At 67.9% G+C, this 18,550-nt stretch carries 18 protein-coding genes; 1 reads left to right on the top strand and 17 read right to left on the bottom strand.

Annotated features, from left to right (window positions below; all coding sequences use genetic code 11):
* Positions 1 to 17: 17 nt before the first annotated feature.
* The 8 genes from era to rpoE form a co-directional block, all read right to left on the bottom strand.
* A complete protein-coding gene (gene era / locus INQ40_RS09290) occupies positions 18 to 923 on the bottom strand; it encodes a GTPase Era (RefSeq protein ID WP_194033992.1) in 906 nt (301 codons plus the stop codon).
* A 73-nt stretch (positions 924 to 996) separates the two neighbouring features.
* Entirely contained in the window at positions 997 to 1,674 is a 678-nt protein-coding gene (rnc, locus tag INQ40_RS09295) for a ribonuclease III (RefSeq protein ID WP_228482197.1), read from the bottom strand.
* Positions 1,670 to 2,050 (bottom strand): DUF4845 domain-containing protein, encoded by a 381-nt coding sequence (locus INQ40_RS09300; RefSeq protein ID WP_193984008.1) that lies wholly within the window; start codon positions 2,048 to 2,050, stop codon positions 1,670 to 1,672. Before INQ40_RS09300 ends, rnc begins: the two co-directional genes overlap by 5 nt.
* 140 nt (positions 2,051 to 2,190) lie before the next feature.
* Positions 2,191 to 2,976 (bottom strand): signal peptidase I, encoded by a 786-nt coding sequence (gene lepB / locus INQ40_RS09305; RefSeq protein WP_194340221.1) that lies wholly within the window; start codon positions 2,974 to 2,976, stop codon positions 2,191 to 2,193.
* Between the two features lie 41 nt (positions 2,977 to 3,017).
* Positions 3,018 to 4,811 carry a translation elongation factor 4 gene (gene lepA, locus INQ40_RS09310; protein ID WP_194340222.1) on the bottom strand — a complete coding sequence of 598 codons (1,794 nt, stop codon included), beginning with the start codon at positions 4,809 to 4,811 and terminating at the stop codon, positions 3,018 to 3,020.
* A 116-nt stretch (positions 4,812 to 4,927) separates the two neighbouring features.
* Positions 4,928 to 6,442: a DegQ family serine endoprotease gene (locus INQ40_RS09315; RefSeq protein ID WP_194340223.1), complete on the bottom strand. Its 1,515-nt coding sequence runs from the start codon at positions 6,440 to 6,442 to the stop codon at positions 4,928 to 4,930.
* Between the two features lie 30 nt (positions 6,443 to 6,472).
* Positions 6,473 to 7,465, bottom strand: coding sequence for a sigma-E factor negative regulatory protein (locus INQ40_RS09320; protein WP_194340224.1), 993 nt, complete (start codon positions 7,463 to 7,465; stop codon positions 6,473 to 6,475).
* Positions 7,465 to 8,070, bottom strand: coding sequence for an RNA polymerase sigma factor RpoE (rpoE, locus tag INQ40_RS09325; protein ID WP_194340225.1), 606 nt, complete (start codon positions 8,068 to 8,070; stop codon positions 7,465 to 7,467). Before rpoE ends, INQ40_RS09320 begins: the two co-directional genes overlap by 1 nt.
* A gap of 232 nt (positions 8,071 to 8,302) precedes the next feature.
* On the opposite strand from rpoE, the gene INQ40_RS09330 reads away from it, so the two are divergent.
* Entirely contained in the window at positions 8,303 to 10,378 is a 2,076-nt protein-coding gene (locus INQ40_RS09330) for a 3-hydroxyacyl-CoA dehydrogenase NAD-binding domain-containing protein (protein ID WP_194340226.1), read from the top strand.
* Between the two features lie 75 nt (positions 10,379 to 10,453).
* Here the strand turns inward: INQ40_RS09330 and INQ40_RS09335 are convergent, their stop codons facing one another.
* From INQ40_RS09335 to fabG, 9 genes are all read right to left on the bottom strand, one after another.
* Complete coding sequence (locus INQ40_RS09335) at positions 10,454 to 10,807, bottom strand: PilZ domain-containing protein (RefSeq protein WP_193984015.1); 354 nt, start codon at positions 10,805 to 10,807, stop codon at positions 10,454 to 10,456.
* 4 nt (positions 10,808 to 10,811) lie between these two features.
* Positions 10,812 to 11,852: a DNA polymerase III subunit delta' gene (locus tag INQ40_RS09340; RefSeq protein WP_194340227.1), complete on the bottom strand. Its 1,041-nt coding sequence runs from the start codon at positions 11,850 to 11,852 to the stop codon at positions 10,812 to 10,814.
* Positions 11,849 to 12,487, bottom strand: a complete 639-nt coding sequence (gene tmk, locus INQ40_RS09345; RefSeq protein WP_228481981.1) for a dTMP kinase — start codon at positions 12,485 to 12,487, stop codon at positions 11,849 to 11,851. The genes INQ40_RS09340 and tmk overlap by 4 nt, the downstream gene beginning before the upstream one ends.
* Positions 12,484 to 13,566, bottom strand: a complete 1,083-nt coding sequence (mltG, locus tag INQ40_RS09350; protein ID WP_228481982.1) for an endolytic transglycosylase MltG — start codon at positions 13,564 to 13,566, stop codon at positions 12,484 to 12,486. Before mltG ends, tmk begins: the two co-directional genes overlap by 4 nt.
* Entirely contained in the window at positions 13,563 to 14,483 is a 921-nt protein-coding gene (gene pabC, locus INQ40_RS09355) for an aminodeoxychorismate lyase (RefSeq protein WP_194340228.1), read from the bottom strand. The genes mltG and pabC overlap by 4 nt, the downstream gene beginning before the upstream one ends.
* A 4-nt stretch (positions 14,484 to 14,487) precedes the next feature.
* Positions 14,488 to 15,906: an aminodeoxychorismate synthase component I gene (locus INQ40_RS09360; protein WP_194342505.1), complete on the bottom strand. Its 1,419-nt coding sequence runs from the start codon at positions 15,904 to 15,906 to the stop codon at positions 14,488 to 14,490.
* A 62-nt stretch (positions 15,907 to 15,968) separates the two neighbouring features.
* Positions 15,969 to 17,222, bottom strand: coding sequence for a beta-ketoacyl-ACP synthase II (fabF, locus tag INQ40_RS09365; protein ID WP_194340229.1), 1,254 nt, complete (start codon positions 17,220 to 17,222; stop codon positions 15,969 to 15,971).
* Positions 17,223 to 17,377: 155 nt separating this feature from the next.
* Positions 17,378 to 17,617, bottom strand: a complete 240-nt coding sequence (acpP, locus tag INQ40_RS09370) for an acyl carrier protein (RefSeq protein ID WP_036192674.1) — start codon at positions 17,615 to 17,617, stop codon at positions 17,378 to 17,380.
* A 167-nt stretch (positions 17,618 to 17,784) separates the two neighbouring features.
* Entirely contained in the window at positions 17,785 to 18,531 is a 747-nt protein-coding gene (fabG, locus tag INQ40_RS09375) for a 3-oxoacyl-ACP reductase FabG (protein ID WP_194340230.1), read from the bottom strand.
* Positions 18,532 to 18,550: the final 19 nt, after the last annotated feature.

The following is an 18,550-nucleotide window of genomic DNA, read 5'->3' on the forward strand; positions in this document are numbered from 1 at the left end:
GGCCGCGGCGCAGCGGGCTATTCGTGGTAACCGAAAGCGCGCAGCGCAGCTTCATCGTCCGACCAACCCTCGCGGACCTTGACCCAAGTTTCCAGGAACACCTTGGACCCGAACAGCTGCTCCATCTGGACCCGTGCGCGCGCGCCGATTTCGCGCAGGCGCTCGCCGCCCTTGCCGATCACGATCGCCTTCTGGCCGTCGCGCTCGACCCAGATCACCGCGCCGATCCGCAGCAGCTTGCCGTCGACGATGAAGCGCTCGATCTCGACCGTGGTCGCGTACGGGAGCTCGTCGCCCAGTTGCCGCATCAGCTGTTCACGGACCATCTCGCCGGCGAGGAAGCGCTGGCTCTTGTCGGTGATCTCGTCTTCTTCGTAGATCGCCGCCTGCTCGGGCATCAGGCCGAGCAACTGCTTGACCAGCGCCTCCAGCCCCTTGCGCTTGAGCGCGGAGACCGGGTGCACGCCGGCAAAATCGCGCCCCTCGGACACCTTCGCCAGATACGGCAGCAGCTCGGTCTTGTCCTTCAGGCGATCGACCTGGTTGACCACCAGGACCACCGGCACGCCGGCGTGGTGCAGCGCCTGATAGGCGAACGTGTCCGCGTCCTCCCACTTGCCGGCACGGACGACCAGCATCGCCGCGTCCACGCCTTCCAGCGCCCCGCGTGCGGCCCGGTTCATCCAGCGGTGCATGGCGGTCGCGGTCGACTTGCCCTGGTCCTGGTGCAGCCCCGGGGTATCGACCAGCAGCAGTTGCCCGTCGGGGAAAGACGCGATGCCGAGCAGGCGGTGGCGGGTGGTCTGCGGCCGCGAGGAGACGATGCTCACCTTGGCGCCGACCAGCGCGTTGGTCAGGGTGGATTTGCCGACGTTGGGCCGGCCGATGACGGCGACGTGGCCGCTGCGGTGCGTAGGGTTCATCGGGTGATTGTAGTGGCTGGCGGCGGAACCGCGGGCAACGGCGCTGGTTTGAACCGTGATCGCCTGACCGCGCCTATTGGACGCCTATTGCAGCCAGCGCCGACTCCGCCGCGACCTGCTCGGCCGCGCGGCGCGAGTGGCCCTCGCCTTCCGTCACCAGCGCCGGGCTGCCCAGGGTGCAGATCACCCGGAACACCTTGGCGTGCTCCTCGCCTGTCTCGGCCACCAGCTCGTATACCGGCAGGGGCTTCTGGCGGCCCTGCAGCCACTCCTGCAGGCGGGTCTTGGCGTCCTTGCCGACCTTGTGCGGCGGCGGCAGCGCGGCCATGGGCTCGGCAAACCACGGCACCACCACCGCGCGGCAGGCTTCGAATCCGGCGTCCAGATAGATTGCCGCGATGACCGCCTCCAGCGCATCGGCAAGGATCGAGTCGCGACGATGGCCGCCGGTCTTCATCTCGCCCGGCCCCATCGTCAGGCGCTCGCCCAGCGCCAGGGCGCGGGCGACCGTCGCCAGTGAGGACTCGCGCACCAGCTCGGCGCGGCCGCGGGTCAACGCACCTTCGTCAGCGCCCGGCCAGTGACGGTAGAGCGCCTCGGCGATGAACAGGTTGACCAGTCCGTCTCCGAGGAACTCCAGGCGCTCGTTGTGCGGCGATCCCGCACTGCGATGGGTCAGCGCCCGGGCCAGCAGCGCAGGCTCGGCAAACGTGTGGCCGATGAGGTCCTTCACCGGCGCGCGACGCTCAATACCCGGCACCACCGCGACGCAGTTCCTTCTCGGTGCTGAAATTGCCGACCACATCGAGATTGGCGATCAGCGGCTTGCGCACCTCGTAATCGACCGTGACCAGGTAGCCCGCATCCTTGCGCACGACCTTGATGTCGGACGGCTTGACGTTCTCGGAGTAATTGATGTTCATGCGGCGGAAGAACATGTCCTTGATCCGCGCGGGCGTCTCATCGACCACGCCCGGCTCCTTGGCGATGCCTTCCAGCGACTGCTTGACCGCGTAGTACTCGGTGTACATCGGGATGACCTTCATGCCCATGTAGATGAACACCCCGGCCACGCCGAGCACGATGATGAAACCGACCAAGGTGATGCCGCTTTGCGTACGTTTCATGTCGAATTGCTCCCCAGTGATTTGTCCAGCGCGCACCGTCTATGGCACGCGCAAACCCGCTTCATGCAGCCGCCCGCCCTCGGCTGCCGCCCCGCCGCTCATGCCCCGCAGCCGCGCGCATACAGCCGTACGTCCCCTTGCTAGCGAATCCGCTCGCCGACCCGGGAGAAGTCCACCCCGCCGTCGAAGTTCATCCAGATCAGGAACGCCTTGCCGCGCAGGTTCTCCTCCGGCAGGGTGCCCCAGTAGCGGCTGTCCTCGCTGTTGTCGCGATTGTCCCCCATCACGAAATACTGCCCTTCCGGCACCGTCCACTCGCCCTCGGCCGGATCGCGGAACGGCAGACCCATACGCTCCAGCACCAGGTGCGTGCGATCGCCTATCTGCTCGCGCAACTCCGTCGCGCCGGTCATCTCCGAACCATTCCGGCGTCCCTCGTACTGCCCGATCTCTTCATACACCATCGGCGTGCCGTTGACGAAGACCTGGTTGTCGCGATAGCCGATGCGGTCGCCTGGCAGGCCCATCACGCGCTTGATCCAGTCCTGGTCGGGATGGTGCGGCGGGCGGAACACGACCACGTCACCACGCTGCGGCTCGCCGATGCCAACCACCTTCTTGTTGCTGATCGGCAGGCGCAGGCCGTAGGAGAACTTGTTGACCAGGATGAAGTCGCCGGTCAGCAGGGTCGGCATCATCGAATTGGACGGAATCCGGAACGGTTCGGCGATGAAGCTGCGCAGCACCAGCACCGCCAGCAGCACCGGGAAAAACGCCTTGGCGTAATCCACGTACCACGGCTCGCTGCCGTCATCGAGCAGGCCGCGATAGTCGGCGCGGCGCCGTGCCAGGACCAGCTTGTCGAGCAGCCAGATCAGCCCGGAGGCGAGGGTAAGCGCCACCAGGGCAATTTCGAACCAACGCATGGTCTTTCCTTCTTGTGTGTCGTTGAGACCGCTGGCGGCTGCTACTTGTGGTCCTGCTGCAGGACCGCCAGGAACGCTTCCTGCGGGATTTCCACGTTGCCGACCTGCTTCATGCGTTTCTTGCCGGCCTTCTGTTTCTCGAGCAGCTTTTTCTTGCGCGAAATGTCGCCACCGTAGCACTTGGCCAGCACGTTCTTGCGCATCGCCTTGACCGTGCTGCGCGAGATGATCTGCGAGCCCACCGCGGCCTGGATGGCCACATCGAACATCTGCCGCGGAATGAGCTCGCGCATTTTCTCGCAGATCTCCCGGCCCCGGCGATCGGCATGCGCGCGGTGGGTGATGATGCTCAGCGCGTCCACCTTGTCGCCGTTGATCAGGGTGTCGACGCGAACGAAGGGGCCGGTCTGGAAGCGCACGAAGTGGTAATCGAGCGAGGCATAACCGCGCGAGACCGACTTGAGGCGGTCGAAGAAATCGAGCACCACCTCGCTCATCGGCAGCTCATAGCTGACCTGGACTTGACTGCCCATGTAGGTGATGCCGATCTGGTTGCCGCGTTTTTCCTCGCACAGGGTGATCACGTTGCCTACGTAATCCGGCGGCGTGAGGATGTTGGCGCGGATGATCGGCTCGCGGATTTCCTCGGTCAGGTTGGCCGGCGGCAGCTTGGCCGGGTTGTCCAGGGAGAGCACTTCGCCGTCGGTGCGCAGCACCTCGTAGACCACCGTGGGCGCGGTGCTGATCAGGTTGAGGTTGTACTCGCGCTCCAGCCGCTCCTGCACGATTTCCATGTGCAGCATGCCCAGGAAGCCGCAACGGAAACCAAAGCCCATCGCCTCGGATGATTCGGGCTCGAAGCGCAGCGCGGCGTCGTTCAGGCGCAGCTTGTCGAGCGCCTCGCGCAGGTCCGGGTAGTCGTCGGCGTCGACCGGGAACAGTCCGGCGAACACGCGCGGCTGCATTTCCTGGAAGCCCGGGAGCGGCGACGGCGCAGGATCGGCCAGCAGGGTCAGCGTGTCGCCGACCGGCGCGCCATGGACGTCCTTGATGCTGGCGTTGATCCAGCCCACCTCGCCCGCGCGCAGGACCGGCATGTCCTTGCGCTTGGGAGTGAACACGCCGACCTTGTCGACCAGGTGCCAGCGGCCGGTCGACATCACCAGGATCTTGTCGCCCGGCTTGATCTCGCCCTGCATCACCCGCACCAGGGAGACGACGCCCAGGTAATTGTCGAACCACGAATCGATGATCAGCGCCTGCAGCTTGTCGGTATCGCGCGGCTTGGGCGGGGGGATGCGGGTGACGATCGCCTCCAGCACTTCCTCCACGTTGAGGCCGGTCTTGGCGCTGATCGCCACCGCGTCGCTGGCGTCGATGCCGATGACCGCCTCGATCTCTTCCTTGGCGCGCTCCACATCGGCCGTCGGCAGGTCGATCTTGTTGATCACCGGAATCACTTCCAGGCCCTGCTCGACCGCGGTGTAGCAGTTGGCCACGGACTGCGCCTCCACGCCCTGGGCGGCATCCACCACCAGCAAAGCGCCTTCGCAGGCGGCCAGCGAGCGGCTGACCTCGTAGCTGAAGTCGACGTGGCCGGGCGTGTCGATGAAATTGAGGTGGTAGGTCTTGCCGTCGCGCGCGGTGTAGGGCACCGATACCGACTGCGACTTGATGGTGATGCCGCGCTCGCGCTCGATCGGATTGTTGTCCAGGACCTGCGCCTCCATCTCGCGCGCCGTCAGGCCACCGCACATCTGGATGAGCCGGTCGGCCAGGGTCGACTTGCCGTGATCGACGTGGGCAATGATGGAGAAGTTGCGAATCAGGTGCATGCGGTCGGCGATGGGCCCGGGGCCAGTTGGGTCAACACGCGATTATCGCATAAGCGCTACCGCCCTCCCCGGCTATGAGGCCGGAGCGGCGGGGCACGCGGGGCAGCAATGCGGACTCAGCGCTTGGGCACGGTGACCGCGATGAACTGCGAGCTGCCACCACGCTGCACGAGCAGCATCACGGTGTCGCCGGGCTTGGCTGTCGACAGCCTGCGGTCCAGTTCCGCCGGGCTGCCGACGCTGTCACGCCCGACGGCCACCACGACGTCGCCCGGGCGCAGGCCGGCCTCGCGTGCGGCATCGGACTCCACCTGCGCCAGCAGGACGCCTTCATCATCGCCCAGGCCCATCTGGCGGCGCTGTGCCGGGGCCAGGTCGCGGCCGGTCAGGCCCAGCGCGTTCGAACCCGGCACCTGCTTGGCAGGCGCGCCCGGACTGCTGTTGCGCGGCGTGGCCGCAGCCGCCGACTCGTCGCCGCCGATCACCACGTTGATCGAGCGCAGCTTGCCGTTTCGGAAGACCTCCAGTTGCGCCTTGCTGCCCGGCGCCAGCGCGCCGACGATCGGCGGCAGATCGCTGACGTCCTTGATGGCGATGCCGTTGAATGAGCGGATCACGTCCATGCGCTCGATCCCGGCTTTTTCGGCCGCGCTGCCGGGCTGGACATTGGCCACCATCGCGCCCTGGTTGTCGGGCAGGCCGATCGCCCTGGCGGTCTCGCTGGTCATCGGCTGCAGGTTGACGCCCAGCATGCCGCGGCTGACCTTGCCGGTGGTCTTGATCTGCTCGACCGCGCTCATCGCCAGATCGATCGGAATGGCGAAGCTGACGCCCATGAAACCGCCGGAGTTGGAGAAGATCTGCGAGTTGATGCCGACCACCTCGCCGGAGGTGTTGAGCAGCGGGCCGCCGGAGTTGCCGCGGTTGATCGCCACGTCGGTCTGGATGAACGGAACGTACTGCTGGCCCGAATAGGGGTTGGAGCGGCCAACCGCGCTGACGATGCCGGCAGTGACCGAATGATCCAGGCCGAACGGCGAGCCGATCGCCACCACCCACTGCCCCGGCTCCACCGAGGTGGATCTGCCAGCGCGCAACCAGCGCAGGCCGTCGGCCTTGATCTTGAGCACGGCCACGTCGTACTGCTCATCGCTGCCAACGACTTCGGCCTCGAATTCGCGCCGGTCCGACAACGTCACGGTGACCTTGTCGGCGCCGTCGATGACGTGGAAGTTGGTCAGCACATAGCCGTCATCGGAGATTACAAAGCCACTGCCCAGCGAGGTGCCGCCCCGCTGCGGGCCGGCACCGCCGGGCGCACCGGGCATCGGCATGCCGAAGTGGCGGAACAGTTCCTCAAAGCCGTCAGGCAACTGTGGGCCGCCGCCGCGGGTCCTGCGCGGAGTGGTCTCCGCACTGATGTTCACCACCGCCGGCCCGACCTGCTTCACCAGCTGGCTGAAGTCCGGCAGACCGGTGACGATCGGCGTCGCCGCCGGAGGGGTCACCGCCTGGGCAGCCACCGGCACCGCGGTAGGCGCCGGAACCGGGCTCTGTTGCGCGGTGCACGCGAGCGGCAGGGTGGCGGCAAGCGCGCCAAGCAGGACGATCGAGCGAAGCGGATGGGGCATGGGTTCGGCCTCGTGGTACGGAACGGGGAATCAGTGACGGATGACGGTGCCGGCAGGTTCGGGCAGCGCATGCGTACCCGGCGGCGCCAGCTCGCGCTCGCCGCGCAAGGGTTCATGACGCAGGGTGGACGGCTCGAAGGGATAGAAGGAAATCGGCGCGGCGCCGGCGTCGCCGGGGTGGAAGCCGACCGTCATTCCCGTGTTGGCCGGATAGCCGGCAACCGCAGCGCGCGGCCATGGCCTGGTTGCAATGGCGTCGGCCATGAACGGACGCGCGCGGGCGTCGGCGGTCGCTGCCGCCGGGCCGGATGCCGTCGCATCCGCGTTGGCCAGCGCGGTCGCGGGATTGTCCAGCACTGGTTGGGTACGCGAGCCGGCCACAGGGCGCGCGGCCAGGCGCTGGCGTCGCTCGCCGCGGCGTGGCGTATCACGCGTGCTCGAGGCGACCGCCGCAGCGGCCAGTGTCGCCGCCGCGGCGCCGTTCCGGATCGCGCTGCCGTCGTCCGGCGCTGCGTCCTGATACGCGATACCGGTCCCGGCGGTCAACGCGGCGGCAGGACCATCCGATGGCGCACCTGACGTGGTGGAGACGATTTCCCGCCCGGTCGGCGCTCCTGCCGACCGGTCCTCACCGTCCAGCATCGGTCGGGCAACGAACAGGGCCGCGATGGCGACGGAGGCCGCCAGCGCGCCGCCGACCCAGCGCGGCTTGTGGCGGACAGCGGCGCGCCGCGGCGGGAACGGCGACAACGGAGCGTGCTGCTGCTCCTGCGCGACGGCCGCCATGACGCGATCGGCAAACCCGGTCGGCGCCGGGGCGACACCCTCACCGCGCAGCACATCGCCGGCCAACTGCCAGCGACCGCACGCCTCACGCCAGGCAGCGTCCTGGCCGAGCCGCTTCAACGCAAATCGTGTCTCGTCGGGTCCGAGCTGGCCATCGAACAGGGCGCTCAGCTCCCCGGCCTTGGCATCACTGTGGTTGTTGGACATCAGCGTGTTCGATATCAGCGTGTTCGACATCAGTGTTTCCGCTCCTGGGAATCGGGTACGGCGTCAAGCAAGGGGCGCAGCTCCTGATCAATTGCCTCGCGTGCGCGGAAAATCCGCGAGCGCACGGTGCCGATCGGGCACCCCATTTTTTCGGCGATCTCTTCGTAGCTCAGCCCGTCGACCTCGCGCAGGGAAATCGCTTCCCGCAACTCCGTCGGCAAACCTTCGACCACGCGAAGCACGAGTTGTTCCACCTGCTGGCGCATCAGTTCACGTTCCGGGGTGTCGTTGTCGCGCAGGCGGATCGCGGAATCGAACTGCTCGGCGTCGTCGACATCGATGTCCGCACCCGGTGGGCGGCGCTTCTGCGCGACCAAGTGGTTCTTGGCGGTGTTCACTGCAATCCGGTGCAACCATGTATAGAACTGCGCGTCTCCGCGGAAGTTGGGCAACGCCCGGTAGGCGCGCATGAACGCGTCCTGCGCCACGTCCTGGCATTCGCTCCAGTCGGCGATGTAGCGACCGATCAGCGCAACGATGCGGTGCTGGTACTTGCGTACCAGGGCATCGAATGCGGTGCTGTCGCCCTGCTGCACACACCTGACCAGTTCCTGGTCCAAATCATTCTCGGCCATACCGCGCGCCGGCACTCCTGGTCAGCTCGGCCTTGGCCGAACAATGGGACAACCCTTTCGGGGAGAAAGTTCCTTTGTCTACCGTTGGGGCGCCGCGGCCCACCTGCAAGCGCGCCCCGTCGCCATCGGTTGCCCGTGTGTCGGGGCGGCGCCACCGCACCGCCCATTTGACGCCGGTGAAACAACCTCGGGATGATAGCTGCCTGTTCCATACTTCAATGGATGGTGCCTGATGGCTCCCCCGACCACTCCCCTGCCCGGCTTTGACGGGTTGCGCAGCCAGCACTGGCTTGCGCAGATCCGCGATGACGGCGTCCTCGTCCTGTCCCTGGATCGTGCCGGGGAGAGCGTCAATGCCCTGTCCCAGGATGTCCTGATCGAACTCGATGCGCTGGTGGAACGCATCCAGATCGACCCGCCCAAGGGGGTGGTGTTCCGCTCGGCCAAGGAGACCGGCTTCATCGCCGGCGCCGACATCAAGGAGTTCCAGGGATTCGACCAGAAGGGAACGGTCGCCGGCGCCCTGAAGCGCGGCCAGCAGGTGTTCCAGCGGGTCGCGGAACTGCCGTGCCCGACCGTTGCCGCCATCCACGGCTTCTGCATGGGCGGTGGAACGGAGCTCGCGCTGGCCTGCGACTACCGCGTCGCCAGCAACGATCCCTCGACCCGGATCGGCCTGCCCGAGGTGCAACTGGGCATCTATCCGGGCTGGGGTGGCAGCGTGCGCCTGCCACGCCTGATCGGAGCACCGGCGGCGATGGACATGATGCTGACCGGCCGCGCGGTGCGGGCCTCGGCGGCGCGCGCCAGCGGCCTGGTCGACAGGACCGTGGACGAGGCCATGCTCGTGGACGCCGCGGCGGCCATGGCGCTGAAGGGCCACCAGCGCCCACTGCGCCAGCGTTTTCTCGGCTGGGCGACCAACACTTGGCCGGCGCGTCAGGTGATCGCGCCGATGACGCTGAAGCAGGTCGCGCGCAAGGCGCCCAAGGACCACTACCCCGCGCCCTACTCGCTGGTGGCGACGTGGAAGGGCACCGGCGGCAGCCTGGACAAGCAGCTGGCCGCCGAGCGCAAATCGGTGTCGAAGCTTGCCTCAACCCCGACCGCGCGCAACCTGATCCGGGTGTTCTTTCTGCAGGAACGCCTGAAGAACACCGGCGGCAAGCAGCACGGCATCAGCCACGTGCACGTGATCGGTGCCGGCGTGATGGGCGGCGACATCGCCGCCTGGTCGGCCTACAAGGGTTTTCAGGTCACCTTGAACGACCGCGAGCAGCGTTACATCGACGCGGCGATGACCCGCGCCGGCACGCTGTTCGCCAAGCGTGTTCGCGAGGATGCCAAACGACCGGAAGTCGCCGCGCGCTTGAAGGGCGATCTCGCCGGTGACGGCGCCGCCAAGGCCGACCTGGTGATCGAGGCGATCATCGAGGACGCCGACGCAAAACGCGCGTTGTATGCGGACATCGAGCCACGGATGAAGGCCGACGCGCTGCTGACCAGCAACACGTCCTCCATCCCGCTGGACGAACTGCGCGACGGACTGGCACACCAGTCGCGTTTTGCCGGCCTGCACTACTTCAATCCGGTTGCCTCCATGCCGCTGGTGGAGATCGTCCAGCACGCCGGGATCGATGAGGCGACCCGCCAGCGTCTGGCCGCGTTCTGCAAGGCGATCGGCAAACTGCCGGTGCCGGTGGCCGGTACACCGGGGTTCCTGGTCAACCGGGTCCTGTTCCCCTACATGCTCGAAGCGGTGACGGCGTTCTCGGAAGGCATTCCCGGCGTGGCCATCGACAAGGCGGCGGTGCGCTTCGGCATGCCGATGGGCCCGATCGAACTGGTCGATACCGTCGGTCTGGATGTGGCGGCAGGCGTGGGCGCGGAGTTGTCACCCTTCCTCGGCCTCACGGTGCCGGCGGCGCTGGCGGAACAGGCCGAGCCGGGCAAGCGCGGCAAGAAGGACGGCCAGGGCCTGTACAAGTGGGAGGAAGGCAAGCCGGTCAAGCCCGACGCGCCGGAGAATTACAAGGCGCCGGAGGATCTTGCCGACCGCCTGATCCTGCCGATGCTCAACGAGGCGGTCGCCTGTCTGCACGATGGCGTGGTGGCCGATGCCGACCTGCTGGATGCGGGGGTGATCTTCGGCACGGGCTTCGCCCCGTTCCGTGGTGGCCCGATCCAATACATCCGCGAGACCGGGGTGGAGTCGGTGCTGGAGCGGCTGCGTCAACTCCAGTCCCGCCACGGCGACCGCTTCGCGCCACGCCCGGGCTGGGACGCCGCGGCGCTTCGCCAGCGCTGACGGAACGTCGGGCCGCGGGGCCGGTCGCAGCGCGCACCGGATTCGCGGGCGGCGCGCAACCTACGCCGGCAAAACCTACATCGTGTGGGTGGCGCGCTCGGCGTCGAGCGTGCCGGCAAGCAGCGCCTCGATCTTGCCCTTGACCGTCTCGCCCTCGGCACCTTCGCTGAACTGGATGCCGATACCGGCCGGGCGACTGCCCTGCGCACCGGCCGGCGTCACCCAGATGACCTTGCCGGCCACCGGCATGCGCTCGCCCGACTCGGGCAGCGTCAGCAGCAGGAACACCTCGTCGCCGAGGAAGTAGCGGTTGGGCGTGGCCACGAATATCCCGCCGTGGCGGATGTAGGGCATGTAGGCGTTGTAGAGCCCCGCCTTGTCCTTCAGGGCCAATGACACAATGCCCTGACGGGCTCCCGATGCACTCATGCTGCTAACCCCTTGATTGTCCAGCGGTTCGGCGTGACTCGCCGGCGCGCCATGCCCGCAACAGCTCCACCAGCACCAAGTCCGAGCGGACCGTGGTGCGCATCAGTTCACGCGCCCGGTTGGCCCGCTCGAACCACTCGGTGAGACTGCGGGTACGCGCCGGATCGGTCAAGTCGCTGGCGGCACGCGCCACCGCCAGATCCGCGGCGAACTGCAGGCGCAGGTCCGCGTTGGCGTCCGCGGCCCAGCGCTGCGCGGTTTCCACCACGCCGGCCTCGCCGGTGGCCACGCGCTCCAGGTCCGTCGCCACCTGCCGGCGCAGTGCCAACGCATCGCTCTGCAACCATTCCGTGGCCAATCCCGGATGTCCGCGTGCAGCATCCAAGGCTTCCTCGGCCAGCGCGGCCGGGCGCCCCGAATCCTGCAGCCAGGCCAACGCCTCGGCGCGCGGCGGCATGCGGAATTCGATGCGCTGGCAGCGGCTGCGGATGGTCGCCGACAGGCGCGAGGGATGCGCGCTGACCAGCCACAGATAGCGGCCCGCGACCGGCTCCTCGAGCGTTTTCAGCAGGGCGTTGGCACCGGCGTGGTTGATCGCATCGGCCGGATCGATGATGGCGATCTTGGTCTGCCCGTACTGGGCGCTGAGCGTCATCTGTTCGGACAGGCGGCGGATCTGCTCGATCACGATCTCCGTACGCGGCTTGGGCGGGCGCGCCTTGTCGTTGATCGCGAAGCTGACCTGCAGCAGGTCCGGATGGCCACTGCGACCTTGCGGAAACGCCAGCGATCCATCCGGGCGGGTCTCGACCGGATCGGCCTGGCTTCGCGAGGCGAACATCCGGCAACTGCGGCACGCGCCGCAAGCCCCGCCTTCCGCCGTCCGCTCGGTGCACAGGAGGCGGTTGGCCAGGCGCTCGGCGACGGCCAGCTTGCCCAGCCGCGCCGGACCACAGAACAACAGAGCGTGCCCGAGTCGTCCGCTGTCCAGCGCCAGCGCGGTGCGGTCATGCACGCGCTGCTGCCAGGGCGCGAAACAGGTCACAGCAGGGTCTCCCGATAGGTCAGCAAATGGGCCACGGCCTCGCCTGCCACGACCGTGGCCGGCCGGCTGGCGTCGATCACCCGGAACCGCGAGCGCTCCGCGTCGGCCCGCGCCAGGTAGGCACGCCGCACCGTATCGAAGAACCCGTGGGCCTCGGACTCGATCCGGTCCGCCGTACCGCGCCCGCGCACACGCTGCAGGCCGGTCTCGACCGGCACGTCCAGCAGCAGGGTCAGGCCCGGCACGATGCCGACCACGCGCCGTTCCAGCTCGGCGATGAAGTCGCGGTCACCGCCGCGCGCCGCGCCCTGGTAGGCGTAGCTGGCATCGGTGAAACGATCGCTGATCACCCAGCTGCCGGCCGCCAGAGCGGGCAGGATGGTCCCGCGCACGTGCTGGGCCCGGCCGGCAAACATCAGCAGCAGTTCGGTTTCCGGCGTGGGCGGCTCATGGCCGGGCGCGAGCAGCAGGTCGCGGATCTGCTCGGCCAGCGGCGTGCCGCCGGGCTCGCGGGTACAGACGACCGACTCCCCGGCCGATTCCAGCGTCTCGCGCAGCTGCGCCAGCACGGTGGATTTCCCCGCGCCTTCGCCGCCTTCCAGGGTGATCAGGCGGGGCTGCAGCTGCAGAGTCACCTGGACTCCCCGGCGCGATCCATCCCGCTCACCCGTTGCCGGTAGTTCTGCAGGTACTTGCGCACGTTGGCCTGGTGCTCGGCGAGCGTGCGGGCGAACAGGTGGCGCCCGCTGCCATCGCCCACGGCGACGAAGTACAGCGAGTCCCCGGGCGCGGGATTGGCGACCGCCTGCAAGGCACCGACACCCGGCATCGCGATCGGCGTGGGTGGCAGGCCGTCGCGGGTGTAGGTGTTGTACGGCGTATCGGTGGTCAGGTGCACGCGGCGGATGTTGCCGTCGTAGTCCTCGCCGATGCCATAGATCACGGTCGGGTCGGTCTGCAGCCGCATGCCGATTTTCAGGCGGCGCTCGAACAGGCCGGCGATCTGCGGACGTTCTTCGGCGACGGCCGATTCCTTCTCCACGATCGATGCCATCACCAGCATCTCGTAGGGTGTATTGAGCTTTGTGTCGGGATCGCGCGCCTCCCAGGCCGCAGCCAGGCTGCGCTCCATGTCGGCGTAGGCGCGGCGCAGCACGTCCAGATCACTGTCGCCGCGGCCGTAGACGTAGGTCTCCGGGAGGAAGCGTCCCTCCGGGTGTTCGCCGGGATGGCCGAGCGCTTCCATCAACTCTGCGTCGGACATCCCTGCGCTCTTCTGGACCAGCGGCGTTGCGCGGGTCAGCGCCGCCCGCATCTCGCGGATGTTCCAGCCTTCCACCAGGGTGAAACGGTAGCGGATGGTGTCGCCCTGGCGCATGGCCACCAGCAACTGTCGCGGCGTGGTGCCCGGTTCCAGCGCGTATTCGCCGACATGCAGGCGCGACGCGGCGTCCAGCTGGCGGCCGAGCAGCTGCCACTCGTAGGTCTCACCGCCCGTCACGCCTGCTGCGCGCAGGCGGTCGACCACTTTCAGCAGCGAGTCACCGCGCTCCACCGTGATGCTGCCGCCCGCCTCCACACCTCCCAGCGGGCCGTCAGCGAAGGCCTGGTAGCGTTGCCAGCCAAGCGCCCCCACGGCCAGCGCAGCCACCAGCGCGGCCAACAACAGGAACAGCACCAGTACGCCGGACCGGCGCTTGCGGGGATGACTCACGACAACTCCATCGGACCGGGTCCGCTTGGCGGCAGGGTAAACGCGGGGTGGGCAGAGGCCAGCGTGCGGCACAGCGCCGACACGGCCGGGTGCGGCGCCCAGGACCGATCGCCCAGCCGGCCGACCTGAAGGATACCGCGCACCGCGTTGACAAGGACCACCGCGTTGGCGGATTCAACCTGCTCCACCGAGACCCGTCGCTGCTCGACCGCAACCTGTTCGAGCAGCCACGCGCGCATGGTGCCTTCCACGCCGCAGCGATCGATCAGCGGCGTGCTCCACCGGTCGCCGTTCAGCACGAAGACGTTGGCGGCGGTGGCGCAGACCACATCACCGTCCGTGCTGCGCATCAGGCCTTCGCTGGCCGCGCCGTCACTGTCGCCGTCGCCGTCGCCGTCGCCGTCGCCGTCGAGTTCACCAGACCCCACTTCAGCGCGGGCCAGGACCTGCTCCAGCCGGTTGCAGTGCTTGATGCCGGCCAGCGCGGGCTGCAACGACAGACGGGTCCGGCACCACCTCACCGTTACAAGCGCGGTCGCCGGCGGGGGTAAGGGGTGTCGCGACAGGATCCACACCGGCTCGGCGTGCGGCGGAGGCATATATCCGCGCCCACCACTGCCGCGTGTCAGCAGCAGCTTCACCACGCCATCGCCGCCGGCCAGCAACTGCTCGGCCTCAGCCCTCGCGGGTGCTTCGGGCGGCAAGGGGAACTGCAGGCGCTCGGCGCCATATTGCAGCCGTTGCCAGTGCCGCTCCCACCACGGCAACACGCCGCCCGCGCCGCGCATCGTCTCGAAGAGGCCGTCGCCGTAGGCCAGCCCGCGGTTGTCGGTCGGCACGTGCTGGATACGCACCGCACCTCGAAAGATCCGGGCGGCGGCGCTCTCTGCGTCAATCAGGGTATCGGATTCGGCCATGCGCTCAGTCTCCGCCCGCCGGATCCACCGTCACTGGCTCGTCGGAGACACCCAGCGCACGCAGCATTCCGCGCGCCTTGGCCCGGGTCTCTTCCAGCTCAAGCCCCGGGTCGGAGTCGGCGACAATGCCGGCTCCGGTGCGGAAGCGAAGTTGCTTTCCCTCCACCTCCGCGCTGCGGATCAGGATGTTCAAGTCGAGGTCGCCGTCGCGGTTGAGCCAGCCCATCGCACCGGTATAGCTGCCGCGACCCTCGCCTTCCAGGTCGGCGATGATCTGCATGCAGCGCACCTTCGGGCAGCCGGTGATGGTCCCGCCCGGAAACGTCGCGCGGATCACGTCGCCCGGCGTGACCGAGGCACGCAACCGGCCGCGCACGTTGCTCACGATGTGATGCACGTGGGCGTAGCTTTCCACCGTCATCAGCTCATCGACCTCGACGCTGCCGGGCTCGCATACGCGTCCCAGGTCGTTGCGCTCCAGGTCGATCAGCATGATGTGCTCGGCGCGCTCCTTGGGGTTGCCGACCAGCTCGCTGATGCGCGCGGCATCATCCTGCCCGGTGATGCGCGGCCGGGTTCCGGCGATCGGGCGGCTCTGCAGCACATCGCCACGCACGGACACCAGGCGCTCCGGCGACGCGCTGACCACTGCCCAGATCGCCCCGCTCGTCCCGGGCTCGGCCCCAACATCGGCTGGCCCGGCAAACAGGCCGGCGAAGGGTGCCGGATTGTGCTGCCGCAAGCGCTGGAACAGCGCGGATGGCTCGACCGACCGTGCGAAACCCGCGGTCCAGCGGCGCGAGATATTGGCCTGGAAGACATCGCCGGCGGCGAGGTATTCGAGCACCCGCGCGGTCGCATCCAGATAACGGGACGGAGCGTCTTCAAGCACGGTCGCCGGGATCTCCCAGTCCGGCAGCGGCGGCAGTTGCGCCACCCGGGCGAAGTCCGCTGCAAGGTCGTCCAGAAGCTCCACTGCGCCCGGTTCAGCGATGGCGATGCATTCCCCCGTCACGTGATCGCGCAGGACGGCCGCCGGGCACCGCACTGCCCGGGCGACCGGGACGGCCCCGGGAGCTGGCGGAAGCTCAAGCACCGGCTCGATCTGGCCGGCGAGCTCGTAGCCGAGCAGCAACGCCCAGCCGCCGCGAAACGGCCACGGGCATTCGGTGTGTCCGACGCGACGCTGCTGCCACGCCGCATCCAGCACGTCGAGGAAGTCGGAACCGATTGCCTGTCCGGTCTGGTCGCGTACAACGCCGTCGCGATCCAGTTCGAAGGTCTCGCCGCAGGCGACCAACAGGATGTCCCAGCGACCCTGCGCGGTGCCGGCGGCACTGGATTCCAGCAGCAGCGGGTAGCGCTCCGGATCGAGCCGGTGCAGGGACAGCAGATCGATATCGGCCGGCAGCGCGCGGGTCAGCGGCGCATCGGCCAAGCCATCACCCGCGCACGCCGGTTGCAGCGCCAAGGCCCTATGCCTCCTCAGAGCCGCTTGAACACCAGGGTGCCGTTGGTCCCGCCAAAGCCGAAGCCGTTGGACATGGCGACGTCGATCTTCGCCTCACGCGCCACGTTGGGCACGTAGTCCAGGTCGCAACCCTCGCCGGGCTCATCCAGGTTGATGGTCGGCGGAATGACGCCGGTCTGCAGCGCCATCACCGAGAAGATCGCTTCCGCGCCGCCCGCCGCGCCCAGCAAGTGTCCGGTCATTGATTTGGTCGAGCTGACCATCGTCTTGTAGGCGTGGTCGCCGAAGGCACGCTTGACCGCCCGCGTCTCGGCCAGGTCACCCAGCGGCGTGGAGGTGCCGTGCGCGTTGAGGTAACCCACCTGCTCCGGCGTGACCCCGGCATCGCTCATCGCCGCGGTCATGCAGCGGGCCGGACCGTCGCCGTCCTCGCTGGGCGCGGTCATGTGGAACGCATCGGAGGTGGCGCCGAATCCCGCCAGCTCGCAATAGATGCGGGCGCCGCGCGCCCTGGCGTGCTCGTATTCCTCCAGCATCAGGATGCCGGCGCCGTCACCGAGCACGAAGCCGTCGCGGTCCTTGTCCCAGGGGCGCGAGGCGCGGGTCGGGTCGTCGTTGCGGGTGGACATCGCCTTCATCGAGCAGAAACCGCCCACCGAAGTCGGCGAGGAGCCACGCTCACCGCCGCCGGCGAGCATGACGTCGGCATCGCCGTACTGGATCATGCGCATCGCCATGCCGATGGAATGGTTGGACGTGGCGCAGGCCGACACCGCCGAGAAGTTCGGGCCCTTGATACCGGTCAGCAGCGAGACCTGGCCCGGCAGCATGTTGATGATCGTGCTGGGCACGTAGAACGGGGAGATCTTGCGGGCGCCGCCGGCGAGGAACTTGGCGGTCTGTTCCTCGATCCCGAGGATGCCGCCGATGCCCGAACCGATCAGCGCACCAATGCGCTCGGCATTGCCCTCGGTGACCTCCAGGCCGGAGTCCTCCAACGCCATCATCGCCGCGCCCACCCCGTAGTGGATGAAGCTGTCCATCTTCTTCGCATCCTTCGCCGGCACCCAGCGGGTGACGTCGAAGTCGCGGATCTGGCCGGCGATGGTGGTGGTGAAACCGGTGGTGTCGAAATGGGTGATCGGGCCAATGCCCGAGCGGCCATTGACGATGCCGTCCCAGCTGCTGGCAACGTCGTTGCCCAGGGGCGAGACGAGGCCGAGGCCGGTGACAACTACGCGCCTGCTGGAGGCCGGTCGATTGGACATGGAGCAACTCCGCTGGTCGACGCGCTGGCACGGAGCCCGCAAGCGCGCCGGGAAAGTCTGGGTCGTTTAAAGACACAAGGCCGCATGATGCGGCCCCGGTCTGCATTGCCTGACGCGAGGCGCCGATCCATGACCGGTCGCAACGCGTGGGCGGATTACGCCTTGACGTGCGTCGTGACGTAATCGATGGCCTGCTGCACCGAGGTGATCTTCTCGGCTTCCTCGTCCGGGATCTCGCACTCGAACTCTTCCTCGAGGGCCATCACCAGCTCGACGGTATCGAGGGAGTCGGCGCCCAGGTCGTCCACGAACGAAGCGTTGTTGGTGACTTCCTCTTCCTTGACGCCAAGCTGTTCGACCACGATCTTCTTGACGCGCTCTTCGATGCTGCTCATTGGTATTCACTCCTCCCGTACGGGATATTCGATGGAATAGTGTAGTGGAATCGAAGGCCAGCGGACTATCCGGCAGGCCCTTTCACTTCGGTTCGCGCGTCCTGCGCTGTGGCATTGCGGTACCAGCGCATGCGGTTCACGACATGCACTGTCAGGGCATGCACTTGTCAAGGCATGTACATGCCGCCGTTCACGTGCAGGGTCTCCCCGGTGATGTAGGCCGCGGCCGGTCCGGCTAGGAACGCGACCGCCCGCGCGATGTCCGCCGGGTCGCCGAAGCGCCCCAGCGCGATCTGGCCCAGCATCGCCTCACGGCTGTCCTCGGGCAGCCCGCGGGTCATGTCGGTATCGATGAAGCCCGGCGCGACCACGTTCACGGTCACCCCGCGGCTGCCGATCTCCTTGGCCAGCGACTTGCTGAAGGCGATGATGCCGGCCTTCGCGGCGGCATAGTTGGCCTGGCCGGCGTTGCCGGTCACGCCGATCACCGAGGCGATGTTGATGATGCGGCCGCGCCGGGCCTTCATCATCGAGCGCATCACAGCCTTGGAGGTGCGGTAGACGCTGCTCAGGTTGGTATCGATGACCGCCTGCCAGTCCTCGTCCTTCATCCGCAGCAGCAGGTTGTCGCGGGTGATGCCGGCGTTGTTGACCAGGATCGAGATCGGGCCGATGTCCTTGCCGATCGCATCGATCAGGGCAAGCGTCGCGGCGCCATCGGCGACATCGATCACGCGGCCGTGCCCGCCAGCCGCCGACAGGCGTTCGCCAATCGCATCGGCGCCGGCCTGGGAGGTCGCGGTGCCGATGACGGTCGCGCCCTGGGCGGCAAGCTCGTCGGCAATGGCGGCACCGATGCCGCGGCTGGCGCCGGTGACCAGTGCGATTTCGCCGTTGAGGGGCTGATGGCTCATAGAGGGATCCTGTACTCGC

Origin of the sequence: Lysobacter sp. H21R4 (assembly GCF_015277535.1) — a bacterium.
In the GTDB taxonomy this organism is placed as follows: domain Bacteria; phylum Pseudomonadota; class Gammaproteobacteria; order Xanthomonadales; family Xanthomonadaceae; genus Novilysobacter; species Novilysobacter ciconiae.